Source organism: Nitratireductor pacificus pht-3B, assembly GCF_000300335.1.
In the GTDB taxonomy this organism is placed as follows: domain Bacteria; phylum Pseudomonadota; class Alphaproteobacteria; order Rhizobiales; family Rhizobiaceae; genus Nitratireductor; species Nitratireductor pacificus.
Window position 1 is genome coordinate 84,297 of the sequence record NZ_AMRM01000013.1, and the last position, 18,801, is coordinate 103,097.

15 protein-coding genes are annotated in these 18,801 nt (G+C 65.1%); 4 read left to right on the forward strand and 11 right to left on the reverse strand.

Going from position 1 to position 18,801, the window contains the following annotated elements; genetic code table 11:
• Nucleotides 1-8: 8 nt before the first annotated feature.
• From NA2_RS12765 to NA2_RS12800, 8 genes are all read right to left on the reverse strand, one after another.
• The gene (locus NA2_RS12765) at nt 9-956 is read right to left on the reverse strand and encodes an ABC transporter permease (protein WP_008597357.1); all 948 of its coding nucleotides are present in this window, start codon (nt 954-956) and stop codon (nt 9-11) included.
• Nucleotides 953-1,831: an ABC transporter permease gene (locus NA2_RS12770; protein ID WP_008597359.1), complete on the reverse strand. Its 879-nt coding sequence runs from the start codon at nt 1,829-1,831 to the stop codon at nt 953-955. The genes NA2_RS12765 and NA2_RS12770 overlap by 4 nt, the downstream gene beginning before the upstream one ends.
• Nucleotides 1,828-3,888: an ABC transporter ATP-binding protein gene (locus tag NA2_RS12775; RefSeq protein WP_008597360.1), complete on the reverse strand. Its 2,061-nt coding sequence runs from the start codon at nt 3,886-3,888 to the stop codon at nt 1,828-1,830. Before NA2_RS12775 ends, NA2_RS12770 begins: the two co-directional genes overlap by 4 nt.
• A 2-nt stretch (nt 3,889-3,890) precedes the next feature.
• On the reverse strand, nt 3,891-5,441 hold the full coding sequence (locus NA2_RS12780; RefSeq protein WP_040677734.1) for an ABC transporter substrate-binding protein: 1,551 nt from the start codon (nt 5,439-5,441) through the stop codon (nt 3,891-3,893).
• A gap of 59 nt (nt 5,442-5,500) precedes the next feature.
• The gene (locus tag NA2_RS12785) at nt 5,501-7,015 is read right to left on the reverse strand and encodes a M81 family metallopeptidase (protein ID WP_008597363.1); all 1,515 of its coding nucleotides are present in this window, start codon (nt 7,013-7,015) and stop codon (nt 5,501-5,503) included.
• 165 nt (nt 7,016-7,180) lie between these two features.
• Nucleotides 7,181-7,999, reverse strand: a complete 819-nt coding sequence (locus NA2_RS12790) for an IclR family transcriptional regulator (RefSeq protein ID WP_008597364.1) — start codon at nt 7,997-7,999, stop codon at nt 7,181-7,183.
• 83 nt (nt 8,000-8,082) lie between these two features.
• A complete protein-coding gene (locus NA2_RS12795) occupies nt 8,083-9,384 on the reverse strand; it encodes an alanine racemase (RefSeq protein WP_008597365.1) in 1,302 nt (433 codons plus the stop codon).
• The gene (locus tag NA2_RS12800; RefSeq protein ID WP_008597367.1) at nt 9,375-10,838 is read right to left on the reverse strand and encodes a M81 family metallopeptidase; all 1,464 of its coding nucleotides are present in this window, start codon (nt 10,836-10,838) and stop codon (nt 9,375-9,377) included. Before NA2_RS12800 ends, NA2_RS12795 begins: the two co-directional genes overlap by 10 nt.
• Before the next feature lie 329 nt (nt 10,839-11,167).
• Between NA2_RS12800 and NA2_RS12805 the strand changes: the two genes are divergently transcribed.
• The 4 genes from NA2_RS12805 to NA2_RS12820 all read left to right on the forward strand — a co-directional run bounded on the left by NA2_RS12805 (nt 11,168) and on the right by NA2_RS12820 (nt 16,567).
• Complete coding sequence (locus tag NA2_RS12805) at nt 11,168-12,664, forward strand: M81 family metallopeptidase (protein ID WP_008597369.1); 1,497 nt, start codon at nt 11,168-11,170, stop codon at nt 12,662-12,664.
• A gap of 1 nt (nt 12,665) precedes the next feature.
• Nucleotides 12,666-13,052 carry a RidA family protein gene (locus NA2_RS12810; RefSeq protein ID WP_008597370.1) on the forward strand — a complete coding sequence of 129 codons (387 nt, stop codon included), beginning with the start codon at nt 12,666-12,668 and terminating at the stop codon, nt 13,050-13,052.
• 218 nt (nt 13,053-13,270) lie between these two features.
• A complete protein-coding gene (locus NA2_RS12815) occupies nt 13,271-14,512 on the forward strand; it encodes an aspartate aminotransferase family protein (RefSeq protein WP_244423642.1) in 1,242 nt (413 codons plus the stop codon).
• Between the two features lie 237 nt (nt 14,513-14,749).
• Complete coding sequence (locus tag NA2_RS12820; RefSeq protein WP_008597373.1) at nt 14,750-16,567, forward strand: IlvD/Edd family dehydratase; 1,818 nt, start codon at nt 14,750-14,752, stop codon at nt 16,565-16,567.
• Between the two features lie 58 nt (nt 16,568-16,625).
• On the opposite strand, the gene NA2_RS12825 is transcribed toward NA2_RS12820, so the two are convergent.
• The 3 genes from NA2_RS12825 to NA2_RS12835 are packed head-to-tail and all read right to left on the reverse strand — an operon-like array spanning nt 16,626 to nt 18,801.
• The gene (locus tag NA2_RS12825; RefSeq protein ID WP_008597375.1) at nt 16,626-17,360 is read right to left on the reverse strand and encodes an amino acid ABC transporter ATP-binding protein; all 735 of its coding nucleotides are present in this window, start codon (nt 17,358-17,360) and stop codon (nt 16,626-16,628) included.
• A gap of 14 nt (nt 17,361-17,374) precedes the next feature.
• Complete coding sequence (locus NA2_RS12830; RefSeq protein ID WP_008597376.1) at nt 17,375-18,064, reverse strand: amino acid ABC transporter permease; 690 nt, start codon at nt 18,062-18,064, stop codon at nt 17,375-17,377.
• Nucleotides 18,061-18,801: an amino acid ABC transporter permease gene (locus tag NA2_RS12835; RefSeq protein ID WP_040677778.1), complete on the reverse strand. Its 741-nt coding sequence runs from the start codon at nt 18,799-18,801 to the stop codon at nt 18,061-18,063. Before NA2_RS12835 ends, NA2_RS12830 begins: the two co-directional genes overlap by 4 nt.

Here is an 18,801-nt window from a genome sequence, read left to right on the forward strand (position 1 = left end):
GACCCGCGTCAGCCGTAATCGATGCGCGGATCGACATAGGCATAGAGCACATCCACAGCTAGATTGATCGCCACGTAGAGTATCAGGATGACGACGATGCAGCCCTGGATCAGCGGGTAGTCGCGCGTGCTGATGGCCTGGATCAGCAGCCGGCCGAGACCCGGATAGGTGAACACCGCCTCGGTGACCACGGCGCCGCCGATGAAGCTCGCCATCATCAGGCCGACGATGGTGATGAACGGCAGGAGCGCATTGCGCATGATGTGGATCCCCACCACCTGCCGCTCGGGTAGCCCCTTGGCACGCGCCGTGCGCACATAGTCCGCGCGCAGTTCACTCACCAGCGAGGCGCGCAGAAATCGCGCCAGGATGCCCGACACGTAGACGCCCAGCGTTATCGCCGGCAGCAGGAGATTGCGGATCGCCGTCAGCGGCTCTTCCCAGATCGGCACGTAGCCCGAGACGGCAGGCAGCCAGCGCAGGTCCACCGCGAACCAGAGGATCAGCAGGATGCCCAGCCAGAACGTCGGCACGCCAAGCGCCAGCGCACTCCAGGCCGACAGCGCGCGGTCGATCCACGAGCCGGGCGAGATCGCGCTGATGACGCCGACGGGAATGCCGAGTGCCAGAGCGACGAGTGTCGCCGCGACGGCCAGATGCAGGGTCGCCGGCAGACGCTGGCCGATGAGGTCGACCACGGGCTCGCTCGCATAGATCGAGACGCCCAGATCCCCAACGGCAGCCCTTCGGAGCCAGTCGAGATACTGCACGACCACCGGCCGGTCGAGACCATATTGGGCGGTGACGGCGGCGATCTGCTCCGGTGTCGCGTTCTCGCCCACCAGCCCGGCGACCGGACCGCCGGGCACCGCATAGAGGATCGCCCAGATGCCCAACGAAGCAATGAGCAGGACGGGCACCAGTTGCACCAGACGGCGAAGCACGAACCCGATCATGACGCGGTCCTTTCGATCTGGACGCCGCCGGCGTCATGGCGGTCTTCGAGGAGCGACGCCAGCGCGCGCCCGATCACGTCGAAGGAGAGAATGGTGAGTGTCAGGATGACGCCCGGGAGGACCGCGTAGTAGGGCGCCTCGTAGAGATAGGACTTGCCCGTGCGCAGCATCTCGCCCCAGCTCGGCGTCGGAGGCGCCACGCCAACACCGAGAAAGGCAAGCGCCGCTTCGAGAAGGATGGCGACCGAACACAGGACCACGACCTGGACCAGGATCGGACTCCACGCATTCGGCAGGATCGTGCGGAACATGTTGTATCCCGAAGAGCCGCCGAAAGCCTCCACCGCTGTCACGAAATCGCTCTTGCGCAACGACAGGACGCGGGCGCGGGTGATGCGGGCGAAATTCGGAATGCCGGTGATGCCGACAGCGATGAAAGCCGCCATCTGGCTGCGTCCGAGAACGGCGATCAACGCCATGGCGAACAGGATCGCCGGCAGGGCGAGCAGCACGTCGATGAAGCGCATCAGCACCGTGTCGCGCCAGTCGCCGAAGAAGCCGGCGACAAGGCCGACCGGAATGCCGACGGAGGCCGCGATCACCACCGCGGCCGCCGCCGTCGAGAGCGATGTGCGGGCGCCGTAGATCACGCGGGCGAAGATGTCACGGCCAAGCTCGTCCGTCCCGAACCAGTTGGCGGCGGACGGCCCCTTCAGCGCATCCGTCAGCCTCTGGGCAAAGGGGTCGATTGGCAGAAGGTCCGCAAACAACGAGACAATCACCATCGCGGCCAGGAACAGGAGGGCGGCCGCACTTGCCGGGCGCGCCATCAGCCCGCTCAGCAGCCACAGGGTCGAATTCCACGCCCGGTTCATCGCGAAACCTCCGCAAGCGCGGCAGGATTCTGCTCCAGCGGGCCGGCATGATGACAAGCTGTCCAGGTCGCCAGTCCCGGATAGGGCCGGAAGGCAGGAACCTCTGCGCAGCAGCGGGCATCTGCGCGAAAGCAGCGCGGGTGAAAGACGCATCCGGAAGGCGGCGCGGCGGGGCTGGGGATCTCACCCTCCAGCACGATGCGCCTGCTGCTGTGCCGCGCCGCCGGGTCTGGATCGGGGGCAGCCGACAGGAGGCTCTGCGTATAAGGGTGCACCGGGTTGCTGTAGAGTTCGTCGCGCGTGCCCTGCTCGACGATGCGGCCGAGATACATGACGGCGACACGGTCGGAGATGTGGCGCACCACGGACAGATTGTGCGCGATGAACAGATATGAAAGGCCCAGCTCCGCCTGCAGGTCCTGCAGCAGGTTGAGGATCTGCGCCTGGATCGACACATCCAGCGCGGCGACCGGTTCATCGAGAATGACCAGGCGCGGCGCGAGGATCAGCGCCCGGGCGATGCCGATGCGCTGCCGCTGGCCGCCGGAGAACTCGCTGGGATAGCGGCTGAGCATGCTCCGTGACAGGCCGACCATGTCGAACAGTTCGGCCACGCGTTCGGCTCCGCCCATCTCGTCATAGAGACCGTGGATGCGCAGCGGCTCGGCAACGATGTCCTCGGCCGGCAGAACCGGATTGAGCGACGAATAGGGATCCTGGAAAATATACTGCATCCGGCGGCGCGCCTTGCGCTTGTCGGCCGGACCGAGCCGGACCATCGACTGACCGTCGAAGCGGATGTCGCCGGCGGTCGCCTGCACAAGGCCCATCACGGTCCGGCCGATCGTCGTCTTGCCGCAGCCCGATTCACCGACCAGGCTCAGCGTTTCGCCCGCCCGGACGCTGATATCGACGCCATCGACAGCCCGAACCCATCCGGTGGTGCGCTGCAGAACGCTCGACTTGATCGGGAAGTGGACCTTCAGCCCCTTCACGTCGAGCAGCGGCGGAGCCTCGGCCTCCGCCATCTTCGGCCTCGCCATCGCATGCACTTTCGGGGCGGGCGGCGCTTCATCGACGAAATGACACGCGGCATTCTGTTCCGAGGCGACCGTCGAAAGCGGTGGCTCCTCCTCGCGGCAGCGTGGGCGGCCCGAGCCGAGCGCGCAGCGCGGCTCGAAGGCGCAGCCCGCGGGCAAGGCGTGCGGCATCGGCGGCTGGCCGGGAATGGGGTCGAGCCTAACCTCGTCCGTGTCCATGCGCGGGATCGAGCGCAGCAGGGCGCGGGTATAGGGATGGCGCGGCGAACGGAAGATCGCCTCCACCGGCCCGGTCTCGACGATGCGGCCGCCATACATGACGGCAACCCGGTCGGCGACCTGCGCGACGACGCCGAGATCATGCGTGATGAGGACGACGGCGGCGCGCATCTCCGCCTGGCGGCGCGCCAGGACGGACAGCACCTGCGCCTGCACGGTCACGTCGAGCGCGGTGGTCGGCTCGTCGGCGATGATCAGCTTCGGCTGGCCGGCGATCGCCATGGCAATGACGGCCCGCTGGCGCATGCCGCCGGAAAACTGATGCGGATACTGCCGGACGCGCTGTTCGGGATCGGCGATATCGACATCACGCAGCAGCTCGACCGCGCGCCCTTCCGCCTCCGCCGGGCGCAGGCGCGACAGCGCCACCTGCCCTTCCGTGATCTGACGCCCGACCTTGAGGACCGGGTTGAGCGTGGTACCCGGATCCTGGAAGACGAAGCCGACATCCTCGCCGCGCATGCGCCGAAGCGCGTCGCGGCCTGCGCCGTTCACCTCGACCCCGCCAAGGGTGATGCTGCCCTCGACACGGGCCGTTTCCGGCAGCAGCCCGGTGACGGCGAGCGAGGTGACGCTCTTGCCGGAACCAGATTCGCCAACGATGCACAGCACCTCGTTCTGATAGACGTCGAAGTCGACGCCGCGCACGACCGGCACATGCCGGTCCGCGACGGCAAACGCCACCTTCAGGCCCCGTACCGACAGTACGGGGCCCGCATTTGCGGTTCCTTCCGCCAACCTCATTCCTTAAAGCCGATCGTACGGGCAACAAGGAGGTTGTCGATGTCGAGCGTGAAGCCGGAGAGCTTCGGCGAGGCCACGATCAACCCGATCTCGTAGGAATTGGTAGGAATGGCGAAGGACGATTCCACCAGCACCTGGTTGAGATGATCGTAGGCAGCCTTGACCGCCTCGTCCGGCCCGAGCGTCGTGTTCACCCGCTCGATCGCGGCGACATATTCGGGGAAGGGATGCGGATCCTTCAGCACCGGGTTGTTCGCCGTCCTGTAGATGCTGTTGGTGGAGACGCGCGAGGGAAACTTCTGGACGTTGCCGACGCCACCGAAGGTCGCCTTGTAATCGCCGGACAGTTGCGCCTCGACATATTCCGACCCTTCACGCACATCGAGCTCGATGTTGATGTCGAGATCAGCGAGCGCAGCCTGCACGATCTGGCTGATGGTGGTGGAGGCGGCGTCCGTGCCGTAGACCAGAAGCTTCCAGTCTTCCATCTCGGCCTTGCTCAGGCCGGATTCGGTGAACAGTTCCCGCGCCTTGTCAGGATTGAACGCATATTTCTCCGTGTAGGACGCATCGAATGCCGGGCTCGCGGGCGCCCACGGCAGGGCAACCACCTCGCCGAGGCCGGCATAGCCGACGCGCAGGATGCCCTCGCGGTCGAGCAGATAGTTGAAGGCCTGGCGGAACTTGGCGTTGTCGAAGGGCGCCTTGGTGGCGTTGATGCGGAACACCTGCACCAGAGGTCCGGGGCCACGGATGACCTGATAACCTGCGTCCTGCAGGCGCACTGCGCTTCTTGCCGCGCCGCCGTAGACCATCTCCAGACCGCCGGATTCGAGCGCGGCGCTGGCCGACGCGTCGTCGCTGAAGATCGTGAAGCGGACTTCGCCAAGGATCGGCTCGTTCTCGCGCCAGTAGTCCTCATTGGCCGTCAGCACGATGTTCTGGCCCACGGCGCGGCTGTCGAGCTTGTAGGCGCCGGTGCCGGCGGGAACCGTTTCCACCGTCTCGATGCCGGCGGCCTCGATCGGCATGACGAACTGCAAGAGGTCGAGCATCTGCCGGTCGGGCGTCGCCGCCTTGAAGTTGATCACCACCGTCTTGTCGTCGGGCGTCGTCCAGTCCTTGACGATCGCCATGGTGGAGTAGACGTTCTTGCCCTTCTTCGGATCGGTCGCCTTCGCCAGCGTGGCGGCGATATCCGCCGATGTCAGCACCGCGCCGGAATGGAATTTGACGCCCTCGCGCAGGGTGACGCTGACCGACATATGGTCTTCGGCGATTGTCCAGTCCGTCGCGAGGCTCGGGATCGCCTCGCCTTCCGGCGTGTATTCGATCAGGCTGTCATAGAGGTTCTTGATCAGCGGAAAATTTACCGTCGAGAACTGCATCGGATCGAAATTGGTCATGTCGGCGAGCACGCCGACATGCATGGTCCCGCCCTGCAATTCCTCCGCCTGGGAAGGCGTCGCGATGACGAGAGCTGGCGCCGTGGCCAAAGCCAGTAGGACCCCCAGCGTCCTGATCGGTCGTAACAATGCGTTCTTCATGTCGATAGCTCCCATTCCTTGGTTTTGATTGCTCTTGTCGTTCCCCGTCATGCGAAGGCCTAGCGCTGCAGCACCCCCTCGCCCGGCTGTGACGAATGCGCCCTCCAGTCGTCGAAATGCTCCAGCGGATACATGGGCCGTGGCACGCGCCGCCACGGCAGCGTCATGACGTCGGATTGTCCGGGCCCGCGCGTGTCGGCACGAATGAGCCGGGAGGCGATCGGCGCGAAATACTGGAAGTTCGAGGCGGTCTTCAGCACCGCCATCTGAAAATCCTTCGGCTCAACGCCCATGACCCGGTAGATGCTCGGCACGTTGCCGGCCACGCCGCGAAGTTCCGTGATCAGCATGGTCACCGGCCCGATCTCAAAGATTACGGCGCAGCCGATATCCACCTCGCTCTGCTGGTTGTAATCGATCTTGACGACGCCACCGCCGACCTTGCGCACGATGCCCGTGACCTCGAGCGGCTGGAAGAAATTGTCCGCCGTGTCGCCACCAAGGGCGAGCGTGACCTCCGCGCCCTCGCCTGCGGCGGCGAGCTTGTGAGCTGCCGCAGGCGAGATCATCGGCACCAGCGCCTTTCCCTTGATGCCCAGCCGCAGCATTGCTTCGAGGATCACGTTGCTGTCGCCGCCGGCCCCGCCGAACACCGTGTCGCCGGTGTCGCTGATGATGACGACGCCTTTTTCCGCCGCATCGGCCTGCAGCACCGCCTCGTCCACCGGAACCGCCTCGCGCACCTGAAACGCGTCGCGCAGCGACCAGCAGAGATCGGCCAGTTCGTCGGCCAGCTTCTCCGCCAGCGCCTGGTCGCCATTGGTCACGACGATCGTCGACCAGCCACCCTCCGCGACGTCCAGCCATGGCTGCATCGGATAGTTCGATGCCTGCAGCACGCGCGGATCCTTCTCCATCTCCCGCGCCCGGTCGAACCAGATCTTCATCGGTCCCTGCGAAGTGAGGAATTGTTCCTGATGCGAGACGAGCGGGATCTTTCGCCAGGCCATCACGGGTTCGAGCTTCTCGGTGATGATGCGCAACAGGAGCTCGGCACCGATCACGCCGGTATCGAACGTGTCGTGCGGCTGCGTGCGATGTCCGACGATGGCGTCGCAATTGTCGATGATCTTGCGTGTGACGTTCGCGTGATGATCGAGGCCGAGCACGATCGGAACGTCCTTGCCGAGCAGCGACCTGCACAGTTCCACCTGCGCGCCCTCGACATCGTCGACGCCGTCCGCGGCGCAGGCGCCATGCAATTGCAGCGCCAGGCCGTCGATCGGCCCCGCCGCCGTCAGGCCTTCGCGGATCTTCTCCTGGAAGAATTCGAACGCCTCGCGGCTGATGCGCCCGCCGGCCAGCGAATAAGCGCGAATGATCGGCACGGACTCCACCTGAAGGCCGCTGTCCTCGACGGCCTGCAGATAGCCCCCAACCTGCCCGTAACCGCGCATCGTCTCAAAGACTTCCGCACCCTCGAGAATCCCGAATGAACGATAGTCGTTCAGGGTCGTCAGCTTCGGATTGAAATCGTTCGTTTCCTGCGCGATATGTATTACTGCGATCCGCACGGCTCTTCCCTTTTGTGTTCACGCAAAGGAAACAGCAATCTCCCGAAATTCAAATTGAGATCGCCGATTCCCCATTTTTTACTTATATTTATTCGCAAAATTACTTTTGCCGAACGAGAGGGTCAACGACATCCGGTTTCGCCAGGAGGAACAAGACAAGACCCCTCACGCGCGCAGCTCGACAGGAGAGAGCGCGAACTCCGGGCGCGGCGCCATGGAGCCGATACATGTCGAGATGCGCACGGCGGCCTCCTTCAGCGCCTCCGCGGCGCGCGCCGTCATGTCCTGCCCGCGCATGCGCTTCTCGGGCGCCGAAAGGCTCATCGCCGCGACCGGGTAACCGGTACCGTCGAGGATCGGCACACCGATGCACATCAGGCCGTCCTCGTTCTCGCCGATCTCGACCGCGTAGCCGCAACGGCGCACGTCGCTCGCCTGCCGTCGCAGGCTGCGTCCGTCGGTCAGCGTCCTGATGGTCATCGCCGGTAGCGCGGCGCTCAGGATCGGCTCCATCGCCTCGTCCGGCAGAAAGGCGGCCATCGCCTTGCCGAGCGATGTCGAGTGGATCGGATGCCGGTGCCCCACCCGCGCCTGCATCCGCACGGGCCGTTCGGCGCCAACGATGTCGATATAGACGATCTCGCCTTGCGCGCGGACGGCCAGGTTGACCGTTTCGCTGAACGCTTCCGCGAGCCTGTGCATCTCGGGCAGGGCATGGTCGCGCAGGTGCTGCCGGTCGCGGTCCACCTCGGCCAGATCGCGGAACCGGGGACCCGTGCGATAGCGGTCGCGGCGCAGGTCATATTCCAGGAACGACGCTGCCGAAAGGCTCTGCAGGTAGCGGAAAACGGTCGTCTTCGGGAGTTGCACGGCGTGCACCGTCTCGGTGAGCGTCACGTCGCGCCCCTGGCGCGTCACATACTCGAGAACCTGCAGGGCCCTCATCACCGGTTGAACGACATAGTCTTCGCCGATCGCGCTCATTGCCTCACCCTTTCATGTCCCGCAGCGCATCGGCCACCGTCGGCCAACGCTGCCTGCAATCCTTTCTCCGGGTGCGGAGGCGATCAGAAATAGGTCTTCAACGCCTTCGTCACCCGATACTGTTCATCGACCACCAGCGGCATCGACCATTTGTCAAAGGTCGTGCAGGGGTGGCCGATGCCGAAGCCGACCATGTCGCCGAACGCCAGCGGGCTGTCCTGCGGCACGGTCAGATGGCAATGCTGATCGTTGAGCGCGACGGTTTCGTGCCCACCGGGAATCGGTTGCGGCGCATCCATGCCCGATGCGGGACGGTACCAGCGCTGCGGCTGCGGCAGGCCGGCGTCGAAGCCGACATCCCGCTTGCCCATGGTCAGCATCACGCGGCCCGCCTCCGGCCGGGATTGCACATAGGCCCAGACCTCCAGCGCCGGCTCCAGGCCGCCGGCAGGGAGATTGAGCGTCGTTTCCGAAACAATGCGCTGGAAGGCCTTTGCGTAGCCCATTGTGTCATGCGTCAGGTAGCAGCCCGAGCGCAGGACCCGCAGGACCGGCCGGGAGAACGACACGCGGTCGAAGCGCTCGCCCACCCGGTCGAAGAAGGACGAGCCGCCGGCGCTGATGACCACCGGCGCCTCCCCCGCAACAAGCCCTTCATCGAGCGCAGCCGACGCAAGTGCTGCGACATCGTCGATCAGCTCGTCGGCCGCCTGGGGCGTCGGCAGCACACCCTCGAAACACTCGAAGCCGGCGAGTTGCAGGCCGGGCATCGCCGCGATGCCACGCGCCAGCGCCAGCGCCTCGGCGCGCGTCCGAGCACCGGTTCGACCACCTGTGAAACCGGCCTCGACGAGGATGCGCAGCGGATTGCCGGGCGGCGGCGGATTGCGCCGCGTTGCATCGGCAAGCAATGCCAGTCCCGCCTCGCCGTCGGCCAGGCAATAGAGCTCCAGCGCCTCATCGCGAAGGGCCCCGAAACAGGCATCGGCGGCGGCACGGCCTACCGGCTGGTTTGCCAGCAATATTCGCTTCACCCCGAAACGCCGGCAGACTTCCAGCTGCTGGACCGTCGCGACGGTGATCGCCCAGGCGCCGTCCGCAATCTGCAGGTCGAACAGATGCGGCGACATGGTGGTCTTTCCGTGCGGCGCGAGCAGAAGGTCGTTCGCCGCCGTGAAATCGCGCATCCATGCACTGTTGGCCCGCAGAATGTCCTCGCGGATGATCGCAGCGGGCAAGGGAATGTCGCCGGCCAGCAGGCTCCAGCCCTGTCCGCCGACATCGCCAAGGCGCATCGGCGGCACGCCGAACGGCAGCCCTTTGGTCAGCGGGTCGAGCGGCTGTTCGTCAAGTGCCGCAACATCAAGTCGTGGAATCAAAGCCATGGGTTCGCATCCAGAGGCGAGATAGGGCGGCGAACCTTGGCGTAGGTGATCTTCGTCACATCCGCTGGATAGGGGCCGCCCGTGTCGAGATAGTGGATCTGCGCGGCGATCTTCGAGAAGGCCGCATAGAAGTGGTTCGAGGATTTCACCACGACCATCTTCTTCTGCGCAAGATCAATACCGAGATCGGTGAAGGCGGGCGGGCTGAAGGTCTGGGCGCGGCCCGTCACCAGCACGATGTCAAGATTCCCGATCGTTATGGATGCGGCCGGGCCGAGCGAGACCCAGCTCTGCTCGAACGGAATCAGCAGATCGTCGGTCGTCGCGCGCACCGTCACCACCGCGTCGACCGGCGGCCCCGACGTTGCGGCCGCCTTGCCGCAGAACCGCAGCGGTATGACGGCGCCCGCGCCGGCGCCCCGACAGAGCGACACCGCTGTCGGATCCCAGAACGCGCCGATGGCGGCCGGGATTTCCGGATGGCGCAGCAGCGTCTCGACCATCACCGATGAATCGCCGGCGACCCCGCCGCCGGGACTGTCCCAGCGGTCGGCGAAGACGATGGGCTGGCCTTCCTCGGCCAGCGCCAGGGCGACAGCCTCCTCCGGCTTGTAATGGCGCGGCCCGGCGCCGGAGCCCCCCCATCCGAGAATCTCGCGCCCCAACGCCTCGGCCAGCGCCCTGGCCTTCGGCCTGTTCGCCTCCCCGTCGGCGACCACCAGAACCTTGGTGCCAACGTCATAGACATCTGCTGCCTGGAAACCGTGCGCGACGGAAATGCTGAGAATGCCGTCCCGCCCCTCCATCGCAAGCATGCGATCGACGAAGGCGCGGCCGGGCTCACGGCTCGTCATGAAGCCCGACATGGCGCGGCAATCGAACACTTCGGAAACCGGCGCCACCTCGCCCCGCGCGGTCCGCAGACAGAGCTCCACCAGATCTTCAGCCCGGTAGAGAAAGTCCGTGTGGGGGAATTCCTTGAAGGCAACGAGTATATCGGCGGCTTCGACCCGCTTGTCGGTCAGGTGACAATGCATGTCGAGTTCCGCGCCGATGACGCAGTCCGGCCCCACGATGGCCCGCGCCCGCGCCAGGAGGTCGCCCTCGCAGTCGTCATAGTCGCGCGCGACCATCGCACCGTGCAATCCGAACAGGACGATGTCGAGCGGCATTGCCTGCTCGAGCTGATCTAGAATCTCGTCGCGCAGGCTTTCATAGGCTTCCCGCGACACCAGACCGGCGGGTTCCGCCCAGGTCGCCGTTCCCTCGATCAGCGTGAAGCCTTCAGCGGCGGCGCGCTGCCGCGCGGCGACAACGGGCGCCGAACACAGGGTCGGCGTCTGCGGATGCGTTCCGGGCGGGCAGTAGAAGGCGGACTCGAAAGCCGTCCTGTCGACGAACAGCGGCGAGAACGTGTTTGTCTCGGTTGCCAGAGAAGCGACGAAAACGCGCAATTGCTCCCTCCTTGCCGCCTTCGGCTTTCAATCATTCCATATTATAGAATAACTGCTGCCTATTGATCATCAATTAGCGGCCAGATCGAATACTTTGTCAACCGCGCACAAGATGGTTGCGCAGAAATTCCGCACAAACGCCTTGCAATTTGCGATTTCCCATAGTTTCAATGTCTCAGATTGCAATCTCACAACATCTTACAATGTAGAACAACAATCCAACATGCCGGGCGCCGGAACAGAAACGACCAACCCCGGTTGCGAAAGGGGCGGCGCATCTTCGCGGCAACAGCGGAACCCGTTTCAACCCATCAATGCGGTGAGGACACATGAGTAAGAAGCGCATCCTGCTCGCGGCGATCTTTCACGAGACCCACAGCTTCGTCGCGCAGAACACCACATTCGACGACTTCGCCATCAAGCGCGGCGAAGAACTCCTGCAACGCAGGCACGACGGCTCGACGATTTCCGGTTTCCTCGAAGTGGCGGAAGCGGAAAACTGGGAGGTGGTCCCGATCAGCGACTATTCCGCAACGCCGTCCGGCACCATCGACCATGCGGTGTTCGAACAGTTCTGCGACGAGTTGGAGGAGGGTCTCGTGAAAGCGCTCGCCGAGGGCGGTCTCGACGGGATCTGGCTCTCCCTGCACGGCGCCATGGTCACCACGCGCTCCGTCGATCCGGAAGGCGACCTTCTGGCCAGGATACGCGCTGTTCCCGGCGCCGAGACGCTGCCCCTGTTCGCCGTATTCGACCTTCACGCCACCATGACCGCGAAGATGGCGGCGCACGCCAACGGCCTCATCGGCTATCGCGAGAATCCGCACATCGATTCCAGGGATTCAGCCGTGCGTTCGGCGCGGATGCTGGCGAGGTCGCTGGCCGGGAACCTGCGGCCCAAAGTGTTCGTGCGCAACGCGCCGATCATCTGGGCGCCGCCCGGCACCGGCACGGCGGACCGGCCGATGCGCGACCTCGCGCGACAGGCGCGCGCGCTCGAAGCTCAGAACCCGGACATCTGGGAAATCAGCACTGTCGCTGGCTACGCCTTCTCCGACGTCCCCGACGCCGGCGTGGCGTTCAGCATCACCACCACCGCCCCGGAGCATGAGGCTAACCAGGCGCTCGATGCGCTGGAGCGGACGGCTATCGAGTTGCAGGAGCACGGAAAGCCCGAGGAATGGGATCTCGATGCCGCCCTGTCGGAAATCAAGACGAAAAGCGGCGGCCCCTATATCGTCGTCGAACCGGCCGACAATATCGGCGGTGGCGCGCCCGGAGACGACACGGCGGTGCTGCGCGGCTTCCTGAAGCATGGCTTCACCAATGCCGCAGTGATTATCGCCGATGCCGATGCCGTGGCCGCGCTCGCGGGCGCGAAAGCGGGAGAACGGCGCAAGCTGAGCATCGGCGGCCGGGGTAGCCCGCTCGGCGCCGGCCCGCTGGAGGCGGAGGTCGCGTTCGTCAGCCGCAGCGACGGCGCCTTCACGCTGGAGGACCGGAACAGCCACATGGTCGCCTCGCGCGGCATCCATATCAGGATGGGCGCTTCGGCGGTCGTCCGAATCGAGGGCGTGACCGTGCTGCTGACCAGCCTCAAGACTTCGCCCAACGATCTCGGGCAGCTCCGCTCGCAGGGCATTGTGCCGGAGACACTGTTCGCGATCGGCGTCAAGGCGGCCGTGGCGCACCGGCGTGCCTACGATCCCATCATGGCCGGCAGCTACACGGTCAAGACGGCCGGGCCGTGCACCAGCGCTCTGACCACCCTGCCCTATCGCCGGCTGCGCCAGCCAGTCTTCCCCATCAGCCACCAAAGGACCTGACATGACCATCGAATATCCGGGCGATCCGAACACGCCGCGTTCCCACCTGCCGTTCAGCCCCGCCACCCGTGTCGGCAACCTGATCTTCGTCTCCGGGCAGGCATCCGTCGACAAGACGGGCAAGATCATCCCCGACAGTTTCGAGGGCGAACTGCGCCGCTCCATGGAAAACCTGCGCAAGGTTCTGGAATCAGCCGGCAGCGATCTCGCGCATGTGGTGCAGACCCGCAACTATGTCCGCGACGACACCGACCTGCCGGAGTTCAACCGCCTGTATCTCGACTATTTCAAGCAGCCCTATCCGGCACGCACCACACTGTCGCGCTGCCTTGGCGGGCTGCGCTACGAAATCGACTGCATTGCCATCGCGAAAGACGAGCGCTCTTGAGCCGAAATACATGACACCAGCCAGTATTCCGCCAGACGGAACGGCATCCAATTTACAAAAATATGGAACTGACGCCAGTTACCGTAGGTATGATCAGGAGCATTGCCTTGTCACTTTCTTCAACCATTGGAAATCCGAAAACGGACTCCAGGTCCCTTTTGTCCTTCGAAAAATCCGCTGCGACCATCAAGCATAACTCCCAGTGGATGGCGGGAGGCGTGAACAGCAATTTCCGCCTGAACATCTCGCCGACGCCGCTGGTCTTCGAACGCGGAGAAGGCCCCTATCTCTACGATGTCGATGGCAACAAGCTCATCGACTACTATCTCGGCATGGGGCCGATGATCCTCGGCCACAACCCAGCGGCGCTGACGGCGGCGGTGAAAACCCAGATCGACAGCGGCATTCTCTTCGCCGGCCAGACGGCCGTGGAAGCGGAGGCCGCCCGGCTCGTCTGCGAGATGGTGCCTTCGGCCGAGCGCATGCGCTTCGGCAGCTCGGGCTCGGAAGTGGACCAGGCGGCGCTGCGCGTCGCCCGCGCCGCGACCGGCCGGCAGAAGGTGATCAAGTTCGAGGGCCACTATCACGGCTGGTTCGACAACGTCCTGTGGTCGACAGCGCCCGGCCTCGACGCTGCCGGCCCCTATGAAGCGCCGAAGGCCGTCGCCGGCAGCAAGGGCCAGCTCGCGGACACGGCCGAAACGCTCGTCGTCCTGCCGTGGAACGATCTCGACCTGCTGGAGGCCCGGCTGGCGAAGGGAGACATCGCCGCCGTCATCATGGAAGCGGCCATGTGCAATGCCGGCGCGGTTCATCCGGCCGCCGGCTATCTCGAAGGCGTGCGCGAGGCCTGCACGCGCCACGGCACGATCCTGGTCTTCGACGAGGTCATCACCGGCTTCCGTCTGGCGCCGGGAGGCGCCCAGGAGCGTTTCGGCGTTTCGCCGGATCTCTCGACCTTCGGCAAGGCCATCGCCAACGGCTTCCCCGTGGCGGCCATCGCCGGCCGCGCCGATCTGCTCGACCTGTTCTCGACGGGCGGGGTCGTGCATGGGGGAACCTATAACTCGCAGCCCATCGCCATGGCGGCGACGGTCGCCACGCTGAAGGCGCTGCAGCCATCGCTCTATGCCGGGATAGACAAGACCGGCACGCGGCTGATGAGCGGCATGCGGGAGATCTTCCAGCGCGCCGGCGTCAAGGCCTCGGTCGAGGGTTTCCCGCAGGTCTTCCACGTGGCCTTCGGTCTCGAAGAGCCGGCCACGAACTACCGGGACCTCGCCCGCATGGACAAGCAGGCCTATGTGGCGTTCACCACGGCTCTGCTCCGGCGCGGCGTGCGGGCGCTCGAGCGTGGCGCCTGGTTCATGTCGAGTGAGCACGATGACGCCGTGATCGGCCAGACGCTGGACGTGGTCGAGGATGCGGTTCGCCAGATCAAGGCCGACGGCGCGGTCTGACTGCCCCGTGAGCGACAGGCCGACCGGGCTGTGCGAAAGGCTGCGCTGCCCGGCGGCATTTTTAGCGTTCTGCTTTGCCGATAGGCTCGTTCAAACTTACGCTGAAACGTTGGATGTACCTATCCCCTTGTTTTTCCGCGTTTATGCGGGCGGCATGTGATTCCACCTGATGGCAAAAGGCTATAGGTTGATCGCCCGCGGCCGCTGGGCGGCTGGAATCGAGACGCCGGAGTTCCCATGAGCGACAGTTCGACGAAACCACCCCTGCGTTCGCGCGCCTGGTTCGACAACCCCGACAATCCCGACATGACGGCGCTCTATATCGAGCGCTACCTGAACTTCGGACTGTCGCAGCAGGAGCTGCAGTCCGGCCGGCCGATCATCGGCATCGCCCAGACGGGCTCCGACCTGTCGCCGTGCAACCGGCACCATATCGAACTGGCCAAGCGCGTGCGCGACGGCATCCGCGAGGCCGGTGGCATTCCCATCGAATTCCCCGTCCACCCCATCCAGGAGACCGGCAAGCGGCCCACCGCTTCGCTCGACCGGAACCTCGCCTATCTGAGCCTCGTCGAGGTTCTCTACGGCTACCCGCTCGACGGCGTGGTGCTCACCATCGGCTGCGACAAGACCACCCCGGCACTCCTGATGGCCGCGGCCACCGTGAACATCCCCGCCATCGCGCTGTCGGTCGGGCCGATGCTGAACGGCTGGTTCCGGGGCGAGCGCGTGGGCGCGGGCACGATCGTCTGGAAGGCGCGCGAGATGATGGCCGCCGGCGAGATCGACTATGAGGGTTTCGTCCGGCTCGTCGCCTCGTCCGCCCCCTCCACCGGTTTCTGCAACACGATGGGCACGGCAACCACGATGAACACGCTGGCCGAAGCCCTGGGCATGCAGCTGCCCGGCTCGGCGGCCATTCCCGCCACCTATCGCGACCGCCAGGAAATGGCGTACCGCACCGGCCTGCGCATCGTCGACATGGTCCATGAGGACCTGAAGCCGAGCGACGTCATGACCCGTGCAGCCTTCATCAATGCCATCCGCGTCAACTCGGCCATCGGCGGCTCGACCAATGCGCCGGTCCATCTCAACAGCGTCGCGCGGCATCTCGGAGTGGACCTTTCGATTGAGGACTGGCAGACCTACGGCGAGGCGGTCCCGCTTCTCGTCAACCTGCAGCCGGCCGGCGAATATCTCGGCGAGGATTTCTATCACGCGGGTGGCGCGCCGGCCGTGATCAATCAGCTGATGTCGGCGGGGTTGATCCAGGAAGACGTACTGACGGTCAACGGCCGCAGCATCGGCGAGAACTGCCGCAACGCCGCGATCGAGGACGAGAACGTCATCCGGCCCTTCGGCCGGCCCCTGCAGAAGGACGCGGGGTTCCGGGTGCTCTCCGGCAATCTGTTCGATTCCGCCATCATGAAGCTGTCGGTGATCTCCGAGGAGTTCCGGCGGCGCTACCTGTCGAACCCGGACGATCCGATGGCGTTCGAGGGTCGAGCCATCGTCTTCGACGGTCCGGAGGACTATCACGCAAGGATCGACGATCCGGCGCTGGCGATCGACGAACACTGCATCCTTTTCATGCGCGGCGCGGGGCCGATCGGCTATCCGGGCGCCGCCGAGGTCGTCAACATGCGCGCGCCGGACTATCTGCTCAGGCGTGGCGTCCACGCCCTGCCCTGCGTCGGCGACGGCCGCCAATCCGGCACCTCCGGCTCGCCCTCCATCCTCAACGCCTCGCCGGAAGCGGCAGCGGGTGGCGGGCTCGCGCTGCTCAAGACGGACGACCGCGTGCGCATCGATCTCGTGAAGTGCACTGCGAACATGCTGATCGACGACGCCGAGCTGGAAGCGCGGCGGAAGGCGCTGAAGGCTGCCGGCGGCTACGCCTATCCGGCGCACCAGACTCCCTGGCAGGAGATCCAGCGCGGCCTCGTCACGCAGCTCGAAAGCGGGATGGTGCTGAAGCCGGCGGTCAACTACCGGCGGCTCGCCCAGGGCGGTGCCGACGGAACCATGCCCGGCGTGCCACGAGACAACCACTGACGCATGCCCCGGGATAAGACGAGCCCCGCGGGCGAACGCCCGACCGGGCTGCCGCTCCTCAGTGCTGCAGGATCTTGTCGAGGAAGTCCCTCGCCCTCTCCGAGCGCTCGTCCCGGCGCTCGAAGAAATCGTCCTTCGGGCAATCTTCCACGATGCGGCCGCGGTCCATGAAGATCACGCGGTTGCTGACCTTGCGGGCAAAGCCCATCTCGTGGGTCACGACGATCATCGTCATGCCTTCCCGCGCCAGCTGCATCATCACTTCCAGAACCTCGCCGACCATTTCCGGATCGAGGGCGGATGTCGGTTCGTCGAACAGCATCACCATCGGGTCCATGGCGAGCGAACGGGCGACGGCGACGCGCTGCTGCTGCCCGCCCGACAAGTTGCCGGGAAACTTCTCGCTGAAGGCCTCCATGTCGACGCGGCGCAACAAGAGCATGGCGCGCTCGCGGGCCTCGGCCAGCGGGCGCTTCAGCACCTTGGTCTGCGCCAGCACCAGATTGTCGAGAACATTCAGATGGGGAAACAGCTCGAAGTGCTGGAACACCATGCCGACGCGGCTGCGCAGCGCCGTAAGGCGCGTCTTCCGGTCGGTGACGACCGTGTCGGCGACGCGGATTTCACCCTGCTGAACCGGCTCCAGCCCGTTCACCGTCTTCATCAGGGTGGATTTCCCCGAGCCCGACGGTCCGCAGACGACGACGACCTCACCCTTGGAAACCACGGCGCTGCAATCGTCGAGCACCTTGAAGTCCCCGTACCACTTCGAAACGTTCTTGATCTCGATCATATCGTCACCATTCTTCATGCTTTGCCGGGATTCAGGCGTTTCTGAAGCCACCCGGCCAGCCAGGTTCCCGCCGAGCAAACGACGAAGTAGACAACCGCCACGAAAATGAAGACCTCGACGACCCGTCCGTCGCGCTGGCCGATGCGGACGGCGGCGCCGAGAAAGTCGTTCATGCTGATCACATAGACAAGCGAGGTGTCCTTCAGGAGCGCTATGGTCTGGTTGAGCAGCGAGGGCGTCATGTTGCGGAAGGCCTGCGGCAGGATCACATTGGTCAACGCCTGCCAACGGGTCAGCCCGAGCGACAGGCAAGCCTGCATCTGCCCGCTGCGCACGCTGCCGATGCCGGCCCGCACGATCTCGCAGAAATAGGCGGCCTCCGCCAGGACGAGGGCGGCGAGCGCCGCGTAGATCGGGCCGACCGTCAAATTGGGGTCCCCCGTCAGCACCCGCATCACGCCGGGCATCATGATGTAGAACCAGAAGATCGTCAGGATCAGCGGGATCGACCGGAAGAGATTGACATAGCCCGTGGTGAGCGCCGCCAGCGGACGCGGACCGAACATGCGGCAGATGGCCAGGACGGTTCCCAGCGCGATGCCCAGAACCACGCCGACGACCAGCAGGAGAAGGGTGGTCTGCAGGCCCTGCATCAGATAGGGCCAGGCCCGCAGGATCGTCCCCCATTCGAAGGCGTAATTCATGACGCTGCTCCGAGGCTTCCGGCGATCCGTGTGCAGCGCTCGACGGCACGCATCAGCAGGATCACGGTGTAGGTGATCATCATGTAGATCAGAGTTGCCGCGGCGAAGAACTCGAAGGGCTGGGCGCTGAACTCGCTGAGCTGGTAGGTGGCTCCCGCGAGCTCGAGCAGGCCGATGGTGAGCGCCACGGAAGAGTTTTTGAACACGTTGAGAAAGTCGGACGTCATCGGCGGAATGACGATGCGCATCGCCTGCGGCAGGATCACGTAGCGGTAGGACTGGGCCGTGGTCAGCCCGAGCGACCGGCCCGCCTGCTTTTGCCCCGCAGAGACGGACTCGATGCCCGAGCGGATATGCTCCGAGGCCTTTGCCGCCGTGTAGAGGGTCAGTCCGACCACCACGGTGAAATACTGATTCAGCAGCGGGTCCATCCGCTTGATCGCAGTGCCCCAGGCGGTGGGCAGAAGTTCGGGCACCACGAAGTACCAGAGGAAGAGCTGCACCAGCAGCGGGATATTGCGAAAGATATTGACGTAGGTCGCCGCCAGAAAGCGCAGGACGACGAAGTCGAGCGTGCGGGCGATCCCGACGGCCGCTGCGATCGCGACCGCGAGGACCCATGACAGCGACGAGATCGCCAGTGTCCACAGCAGGCCGCGCAGCAGCAGGTAGCCGTAGGCGCCCTCGCCCGTTATTGAGGGCTGGAGGAAGATCAGCCAATCCCAGGAATAATTCAT